Annotated in this window: 1 protein-coding gene; it reads left to right on the top strand. The window is 69.0% G+C overall.

What is annotated here, in order from left to right:
- Window positions 1–245 (top strand): hypothetical protein (locus M2D63_RS25985; protein ID WP_285865910.1); only part of this gene is annotated, 245 nt, incomplete at its 5' end.

The raw sequence follows: 245 nt of genomic DNA, 5'->3' as shown, positions 1-245 counted from the left end.
CCCTCCGCCGCGACGTATTCAAGATCGCGCAGGCGACGGGTGTGGCGCATCCCGGCCTCATCACCGTCGACGACATCGAGATCGCCGACGGCAATCGACGCGCCGTCACCCTGCGGGAGCTGTACGGCTACCGGGACGGGTGGGGGCTGCCCTCGCAGGCCGACCGCGAGGAGATCATCCGACTCATGACGGTAGAAGCGGTGACCACACCCGGGGGGACCGAGCGGTCGACGGCTACGTCGTAG

This window comes from Pseudomonas sp. BJa5, assembly GCF_030272875.2.
Classification (GTDB): Bacteria; Pseudomonadota; Gammaproteobacteria; order Pseudomonadales; family Pseudomonadaceae; genus Aquipseudomonas.
Note: the sequence above shows the minus strand (reverse complement) of the source record. Positions and strands in the feature narration are given on the sequence as shown.